A 15,872-nucleotide genomic window follows, 5' to 3' on the forward strand; every position below is an offset into this window, starting at 1 on the left:
TTGGGTTCAAGGCGTGAGGACCGGGGTGCGCGCGAGCACGTCCTTCAGCACGCCGCCCAGCAAGGCGACACCCCGCTCGATCTGCTCGGGTGCGAGTGTGACGAAGGACAGGCGCAGCGTGTTCGCTTGCGGTGAGCGCGCATAGAAGGCCGCGCCCGGCACGAAGGCCACGCCCGCCTGCACCGCCAGCGGCAGCAAGGCCATGGCGTCGATCTCGCCGGGCAGTGTGATCCAGAAGAACATGCCACCCTGGGGCGTGATCCAGCGGCAGCCCGCGGGCAGGTGGCGGCGCAGCGCGGCCTCCATCGCATCGCGCTGCGCGGCATAGCGCGCGCGGATGCTGGGCACATGCGTGTCGAGAAAGCCGTCGCGGATCACCTCGTACACCAGGCGCTGGTTGAACACCGGCGTGTGCAGATCGGCCGCCTGCTTGGCCTGCAGCAGCTTGGGGTAGAGCGCACTCGGCGCCGCCACATAGCCCAGGCGCAGGCCTGGCGCGAGCACCTTCGAAAAGCTGCCCAGGTAGATCGTGCCCTCGGCCCAGCGCGAGGCCAGCGTGGGCGCCGGCGGGGTGTCGAACCACAGATCGCCGTAGGGGTTGTCTTCCAGCAGCGGCACTCCCGCAGCCTGGGCGGCGCCCACCAGCGCGGCGCGGCGGGCCTCACTCATGCAGCGGCCGCTGGGGTTCTGGAAATTGGGCAGCACGTAGAGGAAGCGCGCCCGGTCGCCGCCTCGCGTGACCGCCTCGGCCAGGGCTTCGGGCACGGGGCCGTCCTCGTCGCTGGCCACCTCGTCGATTTGCGGCTCGTTGGGGGCAAAGGCCTGCAAGGCACCCAGGTAGGTGGGCGTCTCGACGAGCACGCGGCTGCCGGCATCGAGCAGCAGGCGGGCGCACAGATCCAGCCCCTGCTGCGAGCCGGTGGTGATCAAGACCTGGCCCGGTGAGACGGCCATGCCCTGGCGGCCCAGGTGCTCGGCCACCCACTCCCGCAAGGGCGCGTAGCCTTCGCTGGCGGCGTACTGTAGGGCCTCACGCGGGGCCTCGCGCAGCACCTTGTCGGCCGCCGCGCGCATCGCTTCGGCCGGGAAGGTGTCGGGCGAAGGCAGGCCGCCGGCCAGCGAGAGGATGCCCGGCCGCTCGGTGACCTTCAGAATCTCGCGGATGATGGACGGGTTCATGCGGTCGGCGCGTCGCGCCAGTTGCCAGGTCATGCGGCACTCCTCAGGGGCAAAAAACAGAAAACAAGCTCACAGTCGCAGCATCCACAAGGCGGTGGCCACCAGCACGGCCGCCATCGTGCGGTTGAACCACAGCAGACGCCGGCCCTGCGCCAGCCAAGCGCGCAGGCTGGCACCCACCAGGGCATAGGTGAGGTTGCTGACGAAGGCATAGACGGCCATCACCGCCAGCACGATCGCCAGGCGCTCGCCCGGGTTGGCCGCGGGGGCGCCGCCGCTGCTCGTGACCCAGCCGGCCGTGAGCGCCAGGGCCAGCATCCAGGCCTTGATGTTGATGAACTGCAAGGCCACGCCCTGCAGGAAGCTCACGTCCAGGCGCGAGCGGTCGGCCTGCCCGAGCTGGCGCACGCGGGCAATCTGCCAGGCCAGCCACAGCATGTAGCCCACGCCCACGGCCGTGACAGCCCAGCGCAAGGCCGGCACGGCCACCACCATCGCGCCCAGGCCCAGGCCGCAGGCCAGCATCAGCAGGGTCCAGCCCGCCGGCACGGCCAGGCAGAAATGCAAGGCCCCGCGTAGCCCGCGGTTGGCCGCCAGCGCCGTGGACAGCGTGGTATTGGGCCCGGGCGTGAAGCTCATGGCCGTGGCCAGCACCAGCAGGGCGAGGAACTCTTGCATCGACATGCCGGCCAGTCTATGCTGAGCACCAATACACTACCAATACAGTTTGCCTGCGCGCGACGCGCACTGTATTGGTCTCGGGGCCAGCACAGTCCGCCCTGCCCTTGCGCCATGCTCAGCCGCTCCTCCGACCAGACCCTCACCGACCAGCTTGCCAGCCGCTTTGCCGAGCGCATCCGCAGTCGCCTGCTGCCCCCCGGCAGCCGGCTGCCCTCGGTGCGCGAATGTGCACGCCGGCATGCGGTGAGCCCCTACACCGTGGTGGCGGCCTACGACCAGCTCCAGGCCCAGGGCCTGATCGAGGCGCGGCGCCACCGCGGCTATTTCGTGCGCGAACCGCGGCCCGAGCCGGTGCGCGCGCGCCAGGCCGCAGCCCCGTCGCCCGGCCCCAGCCGCATCAGCGCCCCCATCGATGCGGCCACGCTGATCCGCGGCATGCTGCAGCGCATGCCGCACCGCGACGGTCCTGCGCGCAACGACCCCGGCCTGGGCGTGCTGCCGCAGTCCTGGTTGGAAACGCCCTTCCTGGGGGCCGCCTTGCGTCGGGTCACTTCCACGGCCAGCCTGCATGCCCTGTCGTTGCAGTACGGCGAGCCGGCGGGGGACGCCTTGCTGCGCCGCGCGCTGTCGCACAAGCTGGCCGACCTGGACATCCGCGCCGACGCCAGCCAGATCGTCACCACCGTGGGCGCCACGCATGCGCTGGACGTGGTGTGCCGCACCCTGCTGCGCCCCGGCGACGCGGTGATGGTCGACGAGCCCGGCTGGGCCGTGGAATTCGGCCGGCTCTCACAGATGGGCATGCGCATCCTGCCGGTGCCGCGCCGCCCCGAGGGGCCGGACCTCGCCGTGATGGAGGCCTACTGCCGCGAGCATGCGCCCAAGCTCTTCATCACCGTGAGCGTGCTGCACAACCCCACGGGCGGCAACCTCTCGCCGCATGGTGCGCACCGCCTGCTGGGCCTGGCCGAACGCTTCGGCTTCCATGTGGTAGAGGACGACACCTACGGCGACCTGGCCCCGGCGCATGCCATACGCCTGACGTCGCTGGACGGCCTGCGACGCACGCTCTACGTGAGCGGCTTCGCGAAGATCCTCGCGCCCAACTGGCGGGTGGGGTACTTGGTGGCCGCGCCCGAGCTGGTGGAGCGGCTCATCGACACCAAGCTGCTCACCACGCTGACCACCCCGTCGATCCTGGAACAAGCGCTGGCGCACTGCCTGGAGCAGGGCCAGATCCGCCGCCACGCCGAGCGTGTGCGCGAACGTCTGGACACGGCCCGTTCGCGCAGCGTGCAGCTCGCGCTGGCCGCCGGTTGCCGATTTGTCGCCGAACCCCAGGGCCTGTTCGGCTGGGTGGACACCGGCGTGGACACCGACCGCCTGGCCCAGCGCATGATGGACGAAGGCTACCTGCTCGCACCGGGCTCGCTCTTCCATGCCGTGCGCCGACCCAGCACGCTCATGCGCATCAACTTCGCCACCACCCAGGACGCCGCCGTGTGGGACGACTTCACACGCGCCCGCGACAGCCTGTGACCGCGGGCCGGCGCGAGCGCGTCTCCCCCCCCCTCGGGAGGGTGGAAAACGGACACGGGCCTGCAGTACATTGCAAGGGCAGTCCTGCCGGTGTGCCGACCACGCCGGCAGGGCCTGCCAATACACCAGCCGCCCGGCATCGCACCGGACGGCCCCGCTGCTGATGGACGAATCGACCCTACCGCTCGGCGAGCCGGAGCTGATGCGCGCCAGCGCCTTTCAGCGCTACCTCGACGAGCTGGACAAGCTGCCCCCGCTGGCCGGCACCGACCGCTCGCGGCTGGCCTCGCTCAGCCCCTCGCTGCTGGCCGACCTGGAGCGCTTCGAACACCGCGCCAACGGCACCGAGGCGCTGGAGGTGCTGGCGGCCTGCCTGCGCCACGCCCAACAGGTCGTCGTGCACCTGCAGGCCGGCGGCGTGGTGGTGCCGGTGACCGTGTTTCCGCACCAGCGCCTGTACCACTGCCCGGCCGACCCGCAGGTCTACCTGATGCAGCGTCTGGCCCTGCTGCGCGTGATGCGCGTGGAACCGGCCATCCTCCAGCCCCCGGGCCACGATGAGCCGCGGCTCATCGGCGCCTACGACCACTACCATCCCATCGGCCCGCTGCTGTGGATGCTGGCGCTGCACGGCAGCCGCACCGAACTGCTGCCCGAGATCGCCGGCAGTGCCTGCTACCGCACCACCCCGGGGCTGGACCTGCGCAGCCTGCCGGTCGACGGAGTGCACCGGGCAGTGATCCGCCGCATGCGCGACCAGCCCATGTCCGTGCGCGACATCGTCGACATCAGTGGTCTGCGCCCCGAGGCGGTGGCCCGCCTGCTCAATGCGCTGTACCTGCAGTCCGGGCTCATCGTGAGCCGCACCTCGCCGCGCATCAGCGACTCCTGGCTGGCCGGGCTGGGGCTGCGGCGACGCGACTGGTAACGCGCTAGCGCGAGCTCAGCGCCTCCCAACGTTCGAGGGCTTCCATCAGCAGGCCCTCGATCTGATCGTAGCGCGCCTGCACCTGCGCCACGCGCTGCGGCGCCTCGGTGTACAGGGTCGAACTCGCCAGCAGTTCACCCAGCTCTTTCTGCTCGGCCTCCAAGGCCTCGATGCGCGCAGGCAGTTCGTCGAGTTCGCGCTGCTCCTTGTACGAGAGCTTGCGCGCAGGCCTGAGCGCCTGCACGGGGGCCGGCGCGGGCGCGGGCTTCGGGGCGGCCGCCGGCGGCGCGGCCGGCAGCACGGCGCGCCGGCGCGCACGCTGTTGCACCCAGTCCTCGTAGCCGCCTTCGTACTCGCGCCACTGGCCGGGCGACTCGTCGCCCTCCCAGGCGATGGTGCTGGTCACCACGTGGTCGAGGAAGCGCCGGTCGTGGCTCACCAGGAAGACGGTGCCGTCGTAGTCCTGCAGCAGCTCTTCCAGCAGTTCCAGCGTGTCGATGTCGAGGTCGTTGGTGGGCTCGTCCAGCACCAGCACATTGGCCGGCCGCGCGAACAGGCGCGCCAGCAACAGCCGGTTGCGCTCGCCGCCCGAGAGCGACTTCACCGGCGAGTTCGCCCGTTCGGGCGCGAAGAGGAAATCGCCCAGGTAGCTCATCACGTGCTTGCGCGCGTTGCCGATCTCGATCCACTCGCTGCCCGGGCTGATGGTGTCGGCCAGGCTGCGTTCGAGATCGAGCGCCTCGCGCATCTGGTCGAAGTAGGCCACCTGCAGCCGGGTGCCCAGGCGCACCGTGCCGGCATCGGGCGCGACCTCGCCCAGGATGAGCTTGAGCAGCGTGGTCTTGCCCGCGCCGTTGGGGCCGATCAGGCCGATCTTGTCGCCACGCAGGATGGTGGCGGAGAAGTCGCGCACGATGGGCCGCCCGCCATAGGCCTTGCTCACATGCTGCAGCTCGGCCACCAGCTTGCCGCTGCGCTGGCCGGCGTCCACGTCCAGACGCACGCGGCCCACGGCGTCGCGGCGCAGCGCGCGCTGCTCACGCAGGCGCTCCAGTCGCGCGATGCGGGCCACGCTACGGGTGCGGCGGGCTTCCACGCCTTTGCGGATCCACACCTCCTCCTGGGCCAGCAGCTTGTCGGCACGGGCGTTGGCCAGGGCTTCATCGGCCAGTTGCCGGGCTTTGAGCTGCTCGTAGGCGGTGTAGTGGCCGGGATAGCTGCGCAGCACGCCGCGGTCGAGCTCGACGATGCGCGTGGCCACGCCATCGAGGAAAGCGCGGTCGTGGGTGACCAGCACCACCGCGCCGCGAAAGGTGCGCAGCAGTTCTTCCAGCCAGGCGATGGCGTCGAGGTCGAGGTGGTTGGTGGGTTCGTCCAGCAGCAGCACGTCGGGCTGGGCCACCAGGGCGCGCGCCAGCGCCACGCGCTTGCGGTTGCCGCCGGACAGGCTGTCGATCAGGGCATCGGGGTCCAGCCGCAGGCGGTGCAGCGTCTCATCGACACGCTGCTCCCAGGTCCAGCCGTCCAGGGCCTCGATGCGCGTCTGCAGGGCATCCAGATCCTCGCCCGGCGCATGGGCCTCGTAGCGCTCGCGCAGCGCGCGCACCTCGGCAAGGCCTTCGCCCACCGCCTCGAAGACGGAGATCCCGGGCGCAAAGACCGGCTCCTGGGCCACATAGGCGATGCGCAACCCCTGCTGCACCTGCAGCGTGCCATCGTCGGGCTTGTCCAGCCCGGCCAGTATCTTGAGCAGCGAGGACTTGCCAGTGCCGTTGCGGCCGATCAGGCCGATGCGTTCGTTCGATTCGACGGACAGTGCCGCACCGTCGAGCAGGGCCACATGGCCGAAGGCCAGGTGGGCATTGGTGAGTGTGAGTAGAGACATGGTGTGCAGCGCATTATCCGTTCGGCCGCGGCCACCCGAGGCCGCGGGTGGCGATGCCGGCGCCTGCAGCGGCTTTCGCGCAGAATCGGCCCTGCGTCCTCCTTCCGATCGCATCGACATGAAACGACATCGCCCCGTGCGCGGCGCCACCGCCACCGTATTCCTGATCCTGCTGCTGGCCCTGGGCCTGGCCTGGTGGTGGTCCTGGCGACCGGGCCAGTCGAGCGCCGCGGCGCCGGCCGAGCCCCGCGCCGTCACGGCCCGCGGCGATCTGGCCGCCGACGAGCGCAACAACATCGAGGTCTTCCAGGCCGTCTCGCCCTCGGTGGTGCACATCACCACGCTGCAGACGGCCACCAGCCTGTTCTCGCTGGACGCCCTGCAGGTGCCGCGCGGCACCGGCACGGGCTTCATCTGGGACGAACGCGGCCATGTGGTGACGAACTTTCACGTGATCCAAGGCGGCAATGCAGCCCGCGTGACCCTGGCCGACCAAAGCAGCTACCCGGCCGCCCTGGTGGGGGCCTTTCCGGACCGCGACCTGGCCGTGCTGCGCATCGACGCCCCACGCGAGAAGCTGCGGCCCATCCCGGTCGGTGACAGTGCGGGCCTGCAGGTGGGCCAAAAGGTCTATGCCATCGGCAACCCTTTCGGGTTGGACCAGACCCTGACCACCGGCATCGTCAGCGCGCTCAACCGCGAGATCGAGTCGGTCACGCGCCGGCCCATCCGAGGCGTGATCCAGACCGATGCGGCGATCAATCCGGGCAACTCAGGCGGCCCGCTGCTGGACTCGGCCGGGCGGCTGATCGGCGTGAACACCGCGATCTACAGCCCCTCGGGGGCCAGCGCGGGCATCGGTTTTGCCATTCCCGTGGACGAGGTCAACCGCGTGGTGCCGCGCCTGATCCGCGACGGGCGTTTCATCCGGCCCTCACTGGGCATCTCCGCCGCGCCCGAGCGTTTCGGACAGGCCCTGGGGCTGCCAGCCGGCGTGGTGGTGGTCGATGTGGCATCCGACGGACCGGCCGCACAGGCCGGGGTGCAGCCCTTCTCGCGCGCCCCCGACGGCAGCCTGGTGGCCGGTGACGTGATCCTGGCCCTGGACGGGAAGGCCACGCCGACACTGGACCGCCTGCTCGAAGCCCTGGAACGCCACCAGGTGGGCGACACCGTGACGCTGCGGCTGTGGCGCGCCGGGCGCGAGCGCGAGGCGCAGGTGCGGCTGGGCCTGTCCCCCTAGCCTACCCGCTCCAGCGCATCGACGAACACCTTGGCCACGTTGAAGCCCGTCTGCTGTTCGATCTCCTGGAAGCAGGTGGGGCTGGTCACGTTGATCTCGGTGACGCGCTCGCCGATGATGTCCAGGCCGATCAGCAACAGGCCGCGGGGGGCGAGCACCCGACCGATCTCGCGCGCGATCTCGCGGTCGCGTTCGCTCAGCGGCTGGGCAACGCCCTTGCCGCCGGCGGCGAGGTTGCCGCGGATCTCGCTGCCCTGGGGGATGCGGGCCAGCACATAGGGCACGGGCTCGCCATCGATGATCAGCACCCGCTTATCGCCAGCCGCGATCTCGGGGATGAAACGCTGGACCATCACCGTACGCTGGCCATGGGCGTTCAGCGTCTCGGTGATGCTGCCCAGGTTCAGGCCGTCGGGGCCGACGCGGAAGATGCCCATGCCGCCCATGCCGTCCAGGGGCTTGAGGATGATCTCGCGGTGCTCGGCATGGAAGCGGCGGATGTCCTCGGCGTCTCGCGTCACCAGCGTGGGCGTGACGAACTGCGCAAACTCCATCACCGCCAGCTTCTCGGGGTGGTCGCGCAGCGCGCGGGGGCGGTTGACGACCCGGGCCCCTTCGCGCTCGGCCTGCTCGAGCAGGTGGGTCGCGTAGAAGTACTCGCCATCGAAGGGCGGATCCTTGCGCATCAGCACGGCATCGAACTCGGCCAGGGCCCTGGGGACGGCCGGGGCGGCCTCGTACCAAGGTGTGCCGGCATCGCCCACCTGGCCCGTCAGGCGCAGGTCGCGCACCAGCGCGGTCACGCGGCCGCCGCTGCGCCAGGACAGGTGGCGCGGCTCGCAGGCCGCCAGCCGGTGTCCGCGCGAGGCCGCCTCGCGCATCATCGCGTAGGTGCTGTCCTTGTAGGTCTTGAACTGGTCGAGCGGGTCGGCAACGAAGAGCAGGTTCATCGAAGGCTTCAGGATCGGGTGGTGCCAGCCCGGTAGTGTTGCACCATCAGCGCCAGCGTGCCTGCCACCACGCCCCAGAAGGCCGAACCCACGCCCCACAGCGTCAGGCCCGACAGGGTGACCAGGAAGGTGATCAGCGCGGCCTCGCGGTGGCGTTCGTCCTTCAGGGCCGCGGCCAGTCCCGTGCCGATGGTGCCCAGCAGGGCCAGGCCGGCGACGGCCAGCACGAGCTCCTTCGGAAAGGCCGCCAGCAGCCCGACCACCGCGCCGCCGACCAGGCCCACCAGGAGGTAGAACACCCCGGCCGCCACCGCGGCCATGTAGCGGCGACGCGGATCGGCATGGGCCTCGGGGCTCATGCAGATCGCCGCGGTGATGGCCGCCAGGTTCAACGCATAGGCCCCGAAGGGCGCGAGCACCAGCGTGGCCAGACCCGTCCAAGTGATCAGCGGCGACACCGGCGTGTCATAGCCCGCCGCGCGCAGGGCCGCCACCCCGGGCAGGTTCTGCGAGGCCATGGTCACCACGAACAGCGGCAGGGCCACGCCGATGAAGCCGGCGAGCGTGAACTGCGGCGTGGTCCACACCGGCCAGGCCAGCGACCACTGCACCGCCGACCAGCGCAGCTCGCCCAGCGCCGACGCTCCCACGATACCCACGACCAGCACGCCGGGCACCGCATAGCGCGGCCACCCGCGCCGTCCGAGCAGGTAGGCCACGAGCATGGCCAGCACCAGGCCGAACTGCGACTGCAGCGCCAGGAAGGCCTCCATGCCAAAGCGCGCCAGCACCCCGGCCAGCAGGGCCGAGGCCAGCGCCCCGGGGATGCGGTTCATCACCCGCGCAAACAGGCCCGTGGCACCCGACAGCGTGATCAGCAGCGCGCAGGCGATAAAGGCCCCGGTGGCCTCGGCCATGCCCACGCCGTTGGCGGTGGCCGCGGTGGCCAGCACGGCGGCTCCCGGCGTGGACCAGGCCGTGAGCACCGGCTGGCGAAAGCGCAAAGACAGCACGATGCTGGTGGCGCCCATGCCCAGACCCAGGGCCCAGATCCAGGAGGTGGTCTGCGCCGGTGTGGCGCCCAGCGCCGAAGCGGCCTGGAACACCAGGGCCACCGAACTGGTGAACCCCACCAGCACTGCGACGAAACCAGCCACCGTGGCCGACAGGGACAGATCTTGCAGGACTCGCATGGGACACTGGGTTGGAGACGACGAACGCCGCAAGCCTACCTGCCCGCGCCGCGGGGCGTCAGAGCGCGACCTTGGCGCCCAGCTCGACGACACGGTTGGCCGGCAGATGCAGGAAGTCGGCCGCGGCCGAGGCGTTGCGGTGCAGGCTGGCAAAAAGCTTGTCGCGCCAGCCGGCCATGCCCGACCTCAGCGAAGGCACCACGATCTCGCGCGACAGGAAGTAGCTGGTGTTCATCTCGTCGATCTGCACGCCCATCGGCTTGAGCAGCGCCAGCGCCTCGGGCACGTCCGGCTCGTTCTTGAAGCCGAAGTGCAGTACCACCTGCCAGCAGTTGTGCCCCAGCGGCTGCACGTCCACGCGCCGGTCGAAGCCGATCCAGGGCACCTCATGATGGCGCACCGTCACGAACAGGTTGGTCTCGTGCAGCACCTTGTTGTGCTTGAGGTTGTGCAGCAAGGCATTGGGCGTGACCCCCGTCTCGGCGCTGAGGAACACGGCCGTGCCCTCCACGCGCGTGGGCGGGCTGGCAAAGACGGCCTCCAGGAAGGCCGGCAGCTCGATGGCCTCGCTGCGCAGCCGCTGCCCCAGCAGCGAGCGGCCCCGCTGCCAGGTGGTCATCAGCGTGAACATCACGAGGCCGATCACCACCGGGAACCAGCCGCCGTCGAACAGCTTGGCCACGGTGGCCGCGAAGAACAGGGTGTCGACCGCAAAGAACAACGCCGTGGCCCCCACGCACAGCCACCAGGGATAGCGCCAGGCGTAGCGGATCACGAAGAAGGTCATCACCGTGGTGATGAGCATGTCGATCGTCACCGCGATGCCATAGGCCGCCGCCAGCTCGCTGCTGGAACCAAAGCCGATGACGGCTGCCACGATGAACAGGTACAGGCCCCAATTGACCGCGGGCACGTAGATCTGGCCGGCCGCACGCGCTGAGGTGTGCAAGATGCGCAGCCGTGGCAGATAGCCCAGCTGCACCACCTGCTTGGTGACCGAGAAGGCCGCCGAGATCAAAGCCTGCGAGGCGATGACCGTGGCACAGGTGGCCAGCACGATCAGCGGCGGCAGGGCCCAGCGCGGCGCCATGCCATAGAAGGGGTTGCTCACATGCTCGGGCTGGGTGAGCAGCAGCGCCCCCTGCCCGAAGTAGTTGATCACGAGCGAGGGCATCACCAGGCCGAACCAGGCCAGCCGGATGGGCCGCCGGCCGAAATGGCCCATGTCGGCATACAACGCCTCAGCGCCGGTCACGCACAACACGATGGCCCCCAGCGCCATGAAGGCGACCCCCGGGTGGTGCAGCACGAAGGCCAGCGCATGATGCGGACTGAGGGCCTGGAGTACTCCCGGTTGCGCCGCCACGTGCATCACGCCCATCCCCGCCAGCACCAGGAACCACAGCACGGTGACGGGCCCGAACCAGCGGCCCACGGCGGCGGTGCCATGCCGCTGCACCGCAAACAGCGCGGTGAGCACCCCCACGGTCACCGGCACGACATAGGGATGCAGCCCGGGGGCGAGCACCTCCAGGCCTTCGACGGCCGACAGCACCGAGATCGCCGGCGTGATGACCCCGTCGCCGAAGAAGACGGCCGTGCCGAAGATGCCCAGCAGCAGCAATCGACGGCGCAGTACGGGCCGGTCCTTCACCGCCTGCGAGGCCAGCGCCAGCAAGGCCACCAGGCCGCCCTCGCCATGGTTGTCCGCGCGCAGGATCAGCGTCACATACTTGAGCGAGACGATTACCGTGATCGTCCAGAACATCAGCGAGAGGATGCCCAGCACGTTGCCGGGCGTGACGGCCAGCTGCCCGTGGGAGAAGGCCTCCTTGAGGGCGTACAGCGGGCTGGTGCCGATGTCGCCATAGACCACACCGATGGCGCCCAGGGTCAACGCCGCCAGCGCAGCAGACGCGGAAGGGGTGGGAGGGGACGACACAGACGCTCGCCGGACGGAAGGACAGGACGCGGATTGTGTGCCGTCAACCTGCCCCCCGTCACCGGGATTTGTTGCGATGCAGCAACGATCCGCCCCGACGGGCGCGTTCAGTCGTAGGTCTCGGCGTTCGGATCGGTCGCTTCCAGCTCGTAGCTCGCCGCCAGCATCGCCAGGCGGGCGATCACGCCATACATGTAGAAGCGGTTGGGCGCGCTGGCCCCGGGCTTTTCCCCCGGGCGCGGCAGGTGGGACGATTCGGCGAAGGCCAGGGGCACGAAGCTGGCTCCGGGCGAGTTGAGGTTTTCGTCGATGCCGCGTTCGGCATGCACGCGGTAGAAGCCGCCCACCACGTAGCGGTCGATCATGTAGACCACCGGCTCGGCCACGGCCTCGTTGATGCGCTCGTAGGTGGGCACGCCTTCCTGGATGAGCACTTCGGTGACCGACTGGCCGTCCTTGATGACGCTCATCTTGTTGCGCGTCTTGCGGTTGAGCTCGGTCAGGTCCTTCGCGTCGCGCACCGTCATGATGCCCATGCCATAGGTGCCGGCATCGGCCTTCACGATCAGGAAGGGCTTTTCCTGGATGCCGTATTCCTTGTACTTGCGACGGATCTTGCCCAGCAGCGCATCGGCATGGCTTTGCAGGCAGTCCAGGCCCTCACCCTCGTGGAAGTTGACCTTGCCGCACTGGGCATACATCGGGTTGATCAGCCAGGGGTCCATGCCCAGCAGCTTGGCGAACTTCTTGGCCACTTCCTCGTAGGCGTTGAAGTGGTTGGACTTGCGCCGCACCGCCCAGCCCGCGTGCAGCGGCGGCAGCAGGTACTGCTCGTGCAGGCCTTCGAGCACCGGCGGCAGCCCGGCCGACAGGTCGTTGTTGAGCAAGATGGTGCAGGGGTCGAAGTCCTTCAGGCCCAGGCGACGCTTGGTGCGCAGCAGCGGCTCCAGCGTGAGGGTGCTGCCGTCGGGCAGATTCAGCGTCGTGGGCTCGCGGATCTCCTCGTCCAGCGTGCCCAGGCGCACGTTCAGGCCGGCCTGGGTGAAGATCTGCATCAGCCGCTTCACGGCCATCAGGTAGAAGGTATTGCGGGTGTGCTTCTCGGGCAGCAGCAGCAGGTTCTTGGCCTCCGGACAGATCTTCTCGATCGCCGCCATCGCCGCCTGCACGGCCAGCGGCAGCATCTCCTCGGTGAGGTTGTTCCAGCCGGCCGGGAAAAGATTGGTGTCCACCGGCGCCAGCTTGAAGCCGGCGTTGCGCACGTCCACCGAGGTGTAGAACGGGGGCGTGTGCTCCATCCACTCCAGACGGAACCAGCGCTCGATGGCCGGCATGGACTCCAGGATGCGTTGCTCGAGCTCGTTGATCGGGCCGGTGAGGGCCGTGATGAGATGAGGGACCATGCGCGCGGTGCCTGTGCGTGAAATGCCCGAGGGCCGGACTGGGGATTCTAGGGAATTGGGGACGGACCTGCTGCGCTGCAAGAGGCCGGACGCAAGAAAAAGGGCCTCCCGCAGGAGGCCCTGGATGGCTGGCGCCCTGGGCGCGAGCAGTCGCTTACTTGCTGTAGGCCGTCTCGCCGTGCGAGGCGATGTCCAGGCCCTCGCGCTCCTCCTCTTCGGGCACGCGCAGGCCGATGACAAGATCGACGATCTTGTAGGCAATGATCGCCACCACGCCCGACCAGACGATGGTCAGCAGCACGCCTTTGGCCTGGATCCACACCTGCGAGGCGATCGAGAAGTCCTCGGCGCCGGTGCCGCCCAGGCCGGGGGCGGTAAACACGCCGGTCAGCAAGGCCCCCACGATGCCGCCCACGCCATGCACGCCGAACACGTCCAGCGCGTCGTCGGCGCCCAGCATGCGCTTGAGGCCGTTCACGCCCCACAGGCACACGAAGCCGGAGATCAGGCCCAGGACGATGGCGCCCATCGGGCCCACCAGACCGGCGGCCGGGGTGATGGCCACCAGCCCCGACACCGCGCCCGAGGCGGCGCCCAGCATCGACGCCTTGCCCTTGGCCAAGCCTTCACCGATGCACCAGGCCAGGGTGGCCGCACCGGTGGCCACGATGGTGTTGATGAAGGCCAGCGAGGCGTTGGCATTGGCTTCCAGCGCGGAACCGGCGTTGAAGCCGAACCAGCCCACCCACAGCAGCGAGGCGCCCACCATGGTCAGCGTCAGCGAATGCGGGGGCATGGCCTCCTTGCCAAAGCCGATGCGCTTGCCCACCATGTAAGCGCCCACCAGCGCGGCCACACCGGCGTTGATGTGCACCACGGTGCCGCCGGCGAAGTCCAGCGCGCCGTCCTTGAACAGCAGACCCTCCGAGTACCACACCATGTGGGCGATGGGCAGGTAGCTGAAGGTGAACCACAGCACCGTGAACAGCAGCACCGCCGAGAACTTGATGCGCTCGGCAAAGGCCCCGACGATCAGCGCGCAGGTGATGGCGGCAAACGTGCTCTGGAAGGCAATGAACACGTACTCGGGCAGCTTGGCATCGGGAGAGAAGGTGTCGGCCAAGGACTCCTGCGTCACTCCCATCAGGAAGACCTTGTCCAGCGTGCCGATGAACGCGCCGCCACCGCCGAAGGCCAGGCTGTAGCCGTAGATCACCCACAGCACCGTGACCAGCGAAAAGATCGCGAAGACCTGCATCAGCACCGACAGCATGTTCTTGGCGCGCACCAGGCCGCCGTAGAACAGCGCCAGGCCGGGGATGGTCATCAGGATGACCAGCATGGTCGCCGTCAGCATCCAGGCCACGTCGCCCTTGTTCACGGTGGGCGTCGGGGCGGCTTCGGCGGGGGCCGGCGCCGGTGCGGCGGGGGCGGCGGCCGGCGCGGCCGCTTCGGTGACCGCAGGCGCCGAGGCGGCGGCGTCCTGCGCGAGGGCGACGTCCACGACCCCGAGGGCCGACAGACCGAACGCCAGGATGGCAAGCAGTTTCTTCATGGGTTGTCTCTCTGGGTCGGAAGGGTCACAGGGCGTCCTTGCCCGTCTCGCCGGTGCGGATGCGCACCACCTGCTCGAGGGCGGACACGAAGATCTTCCCGTCACCGATCTTGCCGGTGCGGGCCGCGCCTTCGATGGCCTCGATGACGCGGTCGACGATGGCATCGTCCACCGCCGCCTCGATCTTCACCTTGGGCAGGAAGTCGACGACGTACTCCGCCCCGCGGTACAGCTCGGTGTGACCCTTCTGGCGGCCGAAGCCTTTGACCTCGGTCACCGTGATGCCTTGCACCCCGATGGCGCTGAGGGCTTCACGCACTTCGTCCAGCTTGAAGGGCTTGACGATGGCAGTCACCATCTTCATGGCTTGCTCCTTTTGAAAGTGGAATGGACGGTGCCCGCTCCCGACCGGGCACCCGCGGTTCACATGGCCTTGGTCAACGTGAGGATGAAACGGGCCTTGTTGATGTCGCCGTAGAAGTTCTTCTTGTTGGCGCCCACCACGTGGCCGCCCAGCGAGAAGCCCGAGCCCAGGTCGTAGGTGGCGCCCAGCTTGTAGTCGTAGTAGTCGGGCGGCGCGGCATCGCTGGCCCACAGCGTGTAGCCCAGCGCGGCGTTGAGCGTGAGCTTGTCGATCACCGGCACATTGGCCGACAGCGCGAAGTAGCCGGTGTTGCGGCTGTCGGGCACGGCGAAGTACTCGTCGGAGACGGTGTGCGAGTACTTGAACGCGAACGCGCCGTAGCTCAGGCCGCCGTAGATCTCGGTGGTGTTGGCATCGGACAGGCCGGGGTAGACGTACTGCAGCACCCCCACGTCATAGCCCAGGCCGGCCACCTCCCCCTTGTAGCCGCCGTAGACATCCATCTCGATGCCGTTGGCAAAGCTGATGCTCGAGTTCCAGTTGCCGACATAAAAGCCGCCCAGGCTGTAATCGAAGCCGCCCTGGACGGCCGGCTTGTTGTCGGTCTGGTCCTGGCCGCGGAACTTGTAGTTGGTGGTCAGGCTGAAGTTGGTGGCCACGCCCTCGGCCATCGCCGGAGCGGCGAGCACGGAGGAGGCCAGGGCGAGCGCGAGCAGGGTTTTGCGGGACATGGACGTGACTCCTGGTGGGATGAAGAACGGGTTCCGAGCGCAGGTCAGCAGGAAGCGTGCCACCGCAAGGCCGGGCCGGGCCGCCCCATGACAGCGCATCGCGCTCCCCTATCGCCCGGACGGCGCACGCCTGCGGTGCAACCCAGGTCGATGCACCAGACCTGTGCGCATCCCCATGCCCATGGGGGCCCGGGCCGGGAGCCGTCGCGGGCGCGAACGGCACAATGCGGGCTGGAGCGCCCCGGGCGCGTCCTTCAGAAGAATGATGTTCAGGAGGAT

Annotated in this window: 13 protein-coding genes; 3 read left to right on the forward strand and 10 right to left on the reverse strand. The window is 69.3% G+C overall.

Annotated elements, in window-relative coordinates; genetic code table 11:
- Positions 1-6 precede the first annotated feature (6 nt).
- Together AC1ECW_RS01115 and AC1ECW_RS01120 are read right to left on the reverse strand one after the other, a co-directional pair.
- On the reverse strand, positions 7-1,212 hold the full coding sequence (locus AC1ECW_RS01115) for an aminotransferase-like domain-containing protein (protein ID WP_409703851.1): 1,206 nt from the start codon (positions 1,210-1,212) through the stop codon (positions 7-9).
- 36 nt (positions 1,213-1,248) lie between these two features.
- Complete coding sequence (locus AC1ECW_RS01120; protein WP_409703849.1) at positions 1,249-1,863, reverse strand: LysE family translocator; 615 nt, start codon at positions 1,861-1,863, stop codon at positions 1,249-1,251.
- 108 nt (positions 1,864-1,971) lie between these two features.
- Here AC1ECW_RS01120 and AC1ECW_RS01125 point away from each other — a divergent pair, with 108 nt between their 5' ends.
- On the forward strand, positions 1,972-3,399 hold the full coding sequence (locus tag AC1ECW_RS01125) for an aminotransferase-like domain-containing protein (protein ID WP_409703847.1): 1,428 nt from the start codon (positions 1,972-1,974) through the stop codon (positions 3,397-3,399).
- Positions 3,400-3,562: 163 nt separating this feature from the next.
- The gene (locus tag AC1ECW_RS01130; protein ID WP_409703845.1) at positions 3,563-4,327 is read left to right on the forward strand and encodes a hypothetical protein; all 765 of its coding nucleotides are present in this window, start codon (positions 3,563-3,565) and stop codon (positions 4,325-4,327) included.
- Between the two features lie 4 nt (positions 4,328-4,331).
- Here AC1ECW_RS01130 and AC1ECW_RS01135 read toward each other — a convergent pair whose 3' ends face one another.
- Positions 4,332-6,212: an ATP-binding cassette domain-containing protein gene (locus AC1ECW_RS01135; RefSeq protein WP_409703843.1), complete on the reverse strand. Its 1,881-nt coding sequence runs from the start codon at positions 6,210-6,212 to the stop codon at positions 4,332-4,334.
- Between the two features lie 118 nt (positions 6,213-6,330).
- Here AC1ECW_RS01135 and AC1ECW_RS01140 point away from each other — a divergent pair, with 118 nt between their 5' ends.
- Positions 6,331-7,455 carry a S1C family serine protease gene (locus tag AC1ECW_RS01140; protein ID WP_409703841.1) on the forward strand — a complete coding sequence of 375 codons (1,125 nt, stop codon included), beginning with the start codon at positions 6,331-6,333 and terminating at the stop codon, positions 7,453-7,455.
- Here the strand turns inward: AC1ECW_RS01140 and gshB are convergent.
- The 7 genes from gshB to AC1ECW_RS01175 all read right to left on the reverse strand — a co-directional run bounded on the left by gshB (position 7,452) and on the right by AC1ECW_RS01175 (position 15,593).
- On the reverse strand, positions 7,452-8,405 hold the full coding sequence (gshB, locus tag AC1ECW_RS01145; protein ID WP_481200975.1) for a glutathione synthase: 954 nt from the start codon (positions 8,403-8,405) through the stop codon (positions 7,452-7,454). The two genes, AC1ECW_RS01140 and gshB, sit on opposite strands and share 4 nt — an antisense overlap.
- Positions 8,406-8,413: 8 nt before the next feature.
- Positions 8,414-9,598 carry a benzoate/H(+) symporter BenE family transporter gene (locus AC1ECW_RS01150; RefSeq protein ID WP_481200976.1) on the reverse strand — a complete coding sequence of 395 codons (1,185 nt, stop codon included), beginning with the start codon at positions 9,596-9,598 and terminating at the stop codon, positions 8,414-8,416.
- Positions 9,599-9,656: 58 nt separating this feature from the next.
- Positions 9,657-11,540: a potassium transporter Kup gene (locus AC1ECW_RS01155; RefSeq protein ID WP_481200977.1), complete on the reverse strand. Its 1,884-nt coding sequence runs from the start codon at positions 11,538-11,540 to the stop codon at positions 9,657-9,659.
- A gap of 107 nt (positions 11,541-11,647) precedes the next feature.
- Positions 11,648-12,943 carry a glutamate--cysteine ligase gene (gshA, locus tag AC1ECW_RS01160; protein ID WP_481200978.1) on the reverse strand — a complete coding sequence of 432 codons (1,296 nt, stop codon included), beginning with the start codon at positions 12,941-12,943 and terminating at the stop codon, positions 11,648-11,650.
- Positions 12,944-13,097: 154 nt separating this feature from the next.
- Positions 13,098-14,498: an ammonium transporter gene (locus tag AC1ECW_RS01165; RefSeq protein WP_481200979.1), complete on the reverse strand. Its 1,401-nt coding sequence runs from the start codon at positions 14,496-14,498 to the stop codon at positions 13,098-13,100.
- Between the two features lie 25 nt (positions 14,499-14,523).
- Complete coding sequence (locus AC1ECW_RS01170) at positions 14,524-14,862, reverse strand: P-II family nitrogen regulator (RefSeq protein WP_104302146.1); 339 nt, start codon at positions 14,860-14,862, stop codon at positions 14,524-14,526.
- Between the two features lie 59 nt (positions 14,863-14,921).
- On the reverse strand, positions 14,922-15,593 hold the full coding sequence (locus AC1ECW_RS01175) for a TorF family putative porin (RefSeq protein WP_409703824.1): 672 nt from the start codon (positions 15,591-15,593) through the stop codon (positions 14,922-14,924).
- Positions 15,594-15,872: the final 279 nt, after the last annotated feature.

It is taken from the genome of Caldimonas hydrothermalis (assembly GCF_056746695.1).

Bases quoted from the DNA above. Each gene is read 5' to 3' on its own strand.
- AC1ECW_RS01125 (WP_409703847.1), top strand. From the start codon at position 1,972: ATGCTCAGCCGCTCCTCCGACCAGACCCTCACCGACCAGCTTGCCAGC.
- AC1ECW_RS01140 (WP_409703841.1), top strand. From the start codon at position 6,331: ATGAAACGACATCGCCCCGTGCGCGGCGCCACCGCCACCGTATTCCTG.
- AC1ECW_RS01150 (WP_481200976.1), bottom strand. From the start codon at position 9,598: ATGCGAGTCCTGCAAGATCTGTCCCTGTCGGCCACGGTGGCTGGTTTC.
- AC1ECW_RS01120 (WP_409703849.1), bottom strand. From the start codon at position 1,863: ATGTCGATGCAAGAGTTCCTCGCCCTGCTGGTGCTGGCCACGGCCATG.
- AC1ECW_RS01165 (WP_481200979.1), bottom strand. From the start codon at position 14,498: ATGAAGAAACTGCTTGCCATCCTGGCGTTCGGTCTGTCGGCCCTCGGG.
- AC1ECW_RS01170 (WP_104302146.1), bottom strand. From the start codon at position 14,862: ATGAAGATGGTGACTGCCATCGTCAAGCCCTTCAAGCTGGACGAAGTG.
- gshA (WP_481200978.1), bottom strand. From the start codon at position 12,943: ATGGTCCCTCATCTCATCACGGCCCTCACCGGCCCGATCAACGAGCTC.
- AC1ECW_RS01135 (WP_409703843.1), bottom strand. From the start codon at position 6,212: ATGTCTCTACTCACACTCACCAATGCCCACCTGGCCTTCGGCCATGTG.
- gshB (WP_481200975.1), bottom strand. From the start codon at position 8,405: ATGAACCTGCTCTTCGTTGCCGACCCGCTCGACCAGTTCAAGACCTAC.
- AC1ECW_RS01130 (WP_409703845.1), top strand. From the start codon at position 3,563: ATGGACGAATCGACCCTACCGCTCGGCGAGCCGGAGCTGATGCGCGCC.
- AC1ECW_RS01115 (WP_409703851.1), bottom strand. From the start codon at position 1,212: ATGACCTGGCAACTGGCGCGACGCGCCGACCGCATGAACCCGTCCATC.
- AC1ECW_RS01175 (WP_409703824.1), bottom strand. From the start codon at position 15,593: ATGTCCCGCAAAACCCTGCTCGCGCTCGCCCTGGCCTCCTCCGTGCTC.